The sequence below is a fragment of the Mesorhizobium sp. M7A.F.Ca.ET.027.03.2.1 genome (genome assembly GCF_003999175.1).
Classification (GTDB): Bacteria; Pseudomonadota; Alphaproteobacteria; order Rhizobiales; family Rhizobiaceae; genus Mesorhizobium.
Map to the genome: position 1 here is coordinate 1 of NZ_RZOM01000535.1, position 4095 is coordinate 4095.

The following is a 4095-nucleotide window of genomic DNA, read 5'->3' on the forward strand; positions in this document are numbered from 1 at the left end:
GAGAAATGGTCGCGGCGAAGATCGCCGTGAACAGCCAGAACAGGCAGATGCCGACGCCGACGATGCCGACGCCGCTGTCGAACAGCTGGCCGTAGAGCGCCAGCTTCTTCTTGTAGGCGAAGCTCGCACCCATGACGATGACGAGCGCGATCCAGACCGGCCAGAAGCGCGACAGCACTTCGAGAACAATGGTGAAGCCACTGATGTATTGAACCGGCATCCGCTTCGCCCCCTACTGAACTCTGATACGCGGATTGAGAAACGCGTAGCCGACATCGGAAATGAGCTGCGTGATCAAGACGATGAACACCGAGACCAGCGAGCAGCCGAGCAAAAGGTCGATGTCGTTGTTGCCGGCCGCCTCGACCAGCGTGTAGCCGAAGCCCTGGTAACGGAACATCACCTCGACGATCACGACGCCGGTGAGCAGCCACGGGAATTGCAGCATGATGACGGTGAACGGTGCGATCAGCGCGTTGCGCAAGGCATGTTTGACCACGACGCTGCCGAAGGAAAGACCCTTCAGCCTGGCAGTGCGGATATATTGCTGCGTCATCACTTCGACCATCGAAGCACGCGTCATGCGGGCGATGTAGCCGATGCCGTAGATCGCCAGCGTCATCACCGGCAAAGTGAAATTGTAGAAGGTGATGCCCTGGCTGGCCGAAGCCGCCGAGCCGTTCAGCCAGCCGAGCCATGAGGCGAAGATGACGGTGAAGATGACGCCCGACACATATTCAGGCGTCGCCGTCGAGGCGATCGACGCCACGGACAGCAACCGGTCGGTTCGCGACCCCTCGCGCATGCCGGCCAGAATGCCGATCAGCAGCGAGATCGGCACCATCACCACCAGCACCCAGAACATCAGGATGCCGGTAGCGCCGAGTGCCGGAAACAGCTTTGAGGCGACGGTCGCCTTGAACTTGGTCGAGCAGCCGAAATCGCCCTGGAAAACGCCGGCGAAGGTCGGCACGAGCGGATCGTTGCAGAAGGAGAAACGCTGCGCCGGCTTGCCGGTCGCCGGGTCTGTAACAGGTTGCTTGGGCACCACACCCAGCCACTGCCCATAGCGGACGAAGAAGTTCTGCCGGTAGCCATGGTTGACCAGCCAGCTCTCGAGCTGCTCGGCCGACGTATGCATTTCGGTCTGGCTGATCGCCAGCTTCTTCAGATTGGGTTCGAGGTTGATCAGGAAGAAGACGACCATGGTCAGGCACAGCATCGTCAATGCCATGGTGCCAAGACGCCTGATAACGAAGGAAAGCATGGCGGCCCCCTGCCGATGGGTTGGGGTTTGAGCCGGCTATGAAAGCCAACCCTGCCGTAACCGGCGGGGCTGGCTGTCAAACAGGCCTTCGGATGCGATCAACCCTGTTTTTGTTGCATGGCCTTGCCCGCGAGTCGCAACTTTTTTGAGAAAGTACGGACCAGCAGGGACGATGCAAAGAGCAAGGGAAGGGAGCGAGCCCCTTCCCCCATGTCGATGCGATCAAGCCTGCTCGAGCCAGACCTTGCCGTAGTCGCGCTCGAAGGTCGGGTGCATCTTGTAGTTCTGCACCACCTTGACCGAGTGGCTGTAGAGCTTGCGCCAGTACGGCTGGATCATGATGCCGGAATCCTGCAGGATCTGCTCGATGTCCTTCATCATTTCTTTGCGCTTGGCGGCGTCGGCAACGGCGAGCGCCGCATTGAGCTTGGCATCCCAGTCCGGATTCGACCAGCCGGCCTCGTTCCAGGCCTCGCCGGTGCGATAGGCGATGGCCAGAACCTGGACGCCGAGCGGGCGCATGTTCCAGTTGGTCATCGACAGCGGATACTTCGTCCAGTCGTTCCAGAACGTCGAACCCGGCAGAACGGTGCGCTTCACCTTGATGCCGGCGTCGCGCATCTGGGCGGCGATCGCATCGCCGGTATTCTTGTGCCAGTCTTCGTCGACAGTGATCAGCTCGTGTTCGAAGTCGGCCTGGCCGGCTTCCGCCATCAGCGCCTTTGCCTTGGCCGGATCACGGGCAACCTTGGGCAGCTCGTAATATTCCGGATGGATCGAGCAGACATGGTGGTTTTCGGCGACCGAGCCGGCATTGCCGTAGCCGAGCTGCAGGACGACATTGTTGTCGACCGCAAGCTGCAGCGCGTTGCGCACCTTCTGGTCGCCATAGGGCTTGTTGTTGACGTTGGTGCGGCAGACGATGGTCGACGCGGTGACGATCTCCGACTTCACCAGGTCCATGCCGTCGAGGATCGACACGTAGTCGGCCGAAGTCTCGAAATTGGTGTGCACTTCGCCGGCTTCGAAAGCGCTGACCATGGCTGCCGGATCGGTGCCGTAGTCGATGAATTCCAGGCCATCGAGGAACACTTCGCCATCCCACCACTTGTCGTCGGTGCGGCGCTTGTAGACCACCTTCTGACCGACATCGTAGGAGACGAGTTCGAACGGACCGGTGCCGATCGGGCAGGCCTTGAAGTCGCCGCCCTTCTCATCGAAGGTCTTGTGGACGATGAGGCCGGGATAGTCGCACATGTTCGGAATCAGCGCGATGTCTGGCTTGGTGAGCTTCAGCACGACCGTGTGGTCGTCCGGCATGGTCACGGCGCTTTCGTCGAGCTTGTCGTCCTTGACCAGCGAGCCAAGACGGCCGGGCATGGAATTGCCTTCGGCTTTCTTGTCGGCCCAACGCTTTAGGTTGAAGACGACGTCGGCGGCGGTGAAGGCGTCGCCATTCGACCAGGTGACGCCCTTGCGCACATGCAGCGTGTACTGCGTGGCATCGTCGTTGACGTCCCAGCTTTCCAGCAGATAGGGGCGGAACGTGTATTCGGACGTGTACTTGACCAGCGGCTCGAGCGCCTGGCGCTCGGCATTGGCGATTTCCGACCAGTCGGCCTTGCGCGGGTCCTTGGGATCCTTGATCCACTGGGCGATCTTCAGCGTGCCGCCCTTCTTGCCCTTTACCTCTTCGGCCTTCGCCGGCGTCGGATCGGCGAGGCCGAGCAAGCCGTAAGCCATTGCCGTCGATGCACCGAAGACGCTGGCCATGGCCAGGAATTCGCGGCGATCCACCTTGCCTGCCTTGGCTTCTTCGGCCATGGCCAGGATGTGATCCGGAACGCGATCGCCATTACTCTTATAAATTGTCATGACTTAACTCCCATTGTTGGCTTTCCGCCTTTTAACATTCCGCATCCAGGCCATGATGTCAAAGACGGCGTGGATTGAGAACATGTTAGGGAATGTGCAACTTTGAAAGGGGAGCGGTTCGCGTGATAACGACAGTCTTGGCGCAAATTTGCTACTGTCCGACGGATTCTTCTGGAATCTCGGTAGTCGATTAAACTGAGACATTTACTCCAGCCCGGACAGCGCCAGAATCGATCCATCATGAGGCCAAAAGTCCTGCCGAACTATCAGTATTCCTTCTCGTAGAAGATGCCGCCCTTGGCTTCGCCGGCATCGTTGGCCTCGCCGCGCAGCTTGACGCCGCGCCCGACATTGAGGTCGATCGTAGCCTTGCCCGAGCCCGGCTTGTCGCCTTTCTGGATCGTGACATAGGTGCGGTCGTTGAGGTATTTGCCCGCCGAAACCGCCGTGCCGCCCTGGTCGTCGGTGGTGACGTCGAGGTCGTCGACACCAATGGCGCTGCGCAGGTTTTCGAGCAGCGACGTCGAGCCGCCGACGCCGGCCAGTTGCCCGGCGGCCTCGGCCAACTGGGCGATCTGCAGCGGCGACAGATTCGACATCGAGCGGCCGAAGATCAATTGCGCCAGCACCTCGTCCTCGGGCAGCGCCGGCACCGAGGAGAAGGTGAACTTCGGATTGGTCGCCTCGCCCGACACCACGATGGTGACGGTGGCGCCGGTCGTCGTCGTGGTCGCCGTCAAATTGAGATAGGGCACCAGCGAGCCGGAAAATCCGACCGTGCCTTCGGTGAAGGTCAGCCGCTTGCCGAGAATCGACAGCCGTCCGCGCTGCAGGGTGAAGGTGCCGACCGCTTGCGGCGACGAGGCCGAGCCGGTCAGCTTCAGCGAGCCGCCAAGTTCGGCATCGACGCCCCTGCCCTGGATGAAGATCTGGTTCGGCGCGTTGACCGTGAC

At 60.8% G+C, this 4095-nt stretch carries 3 protein-coding genes and 1 pseudogene; all 4 read right to left on the reverse strand.

What is annotated here, in order from left to right:
* Window positions 1-220: pseudogene (locus tag EN750_RS21550) on the reverse strand (ABC transporter permease); the annotation flags it as partial.
* Between the two features lie 12 nt (window positions 221-232).
* Window positions 233-1267: an ABC transporter permease gene (locus EN750_RS21555; protein WP_127397585.1), complete on the reverse strand. Its 1035-nt coding sequence runs from the start codon at window positions 1265-1267 to the stop codon at window positions 233-235.
* 222 nt (window positions 1268-1489) lie between these two features.
* Entirely contained in the window at window positions 1490-3142 is a 1653-nt protein-coding gene (locus EN750_RS21560) for an ABC transporter substrate-binding protein (protein WP_127397586.1), read from the reverse strand.
* A gap of 266 nt (window positions 3143-3408) precedes the next feature.
* Window positions 3409-4095 (reverse strand): translocation/assembly module TamB domain-containing protein (locus tag EN750_RS21565; RefSeq protein ID WP_189526366.1); only part of this gene is annotated, 687 nt, incomplete at its 5' end.

Excerpts from the sequence above, each read along its gene's own strand:
- EN750_RS21555 (WP_127397585.1), bottom strand. The coding sequence starts at position 1,267 with ATGCTTTCCTTCGTTATCAGGCGTCTTGGCACCATGGCATTGACGATG.
- EN750_RS21560 (WP_127397586.1), bottom strand. The coding sequence starts at position 3,142 with ATGACAATTTATAAGAGTAATGGCGATCGCGTTCCGGATCACATCCTG.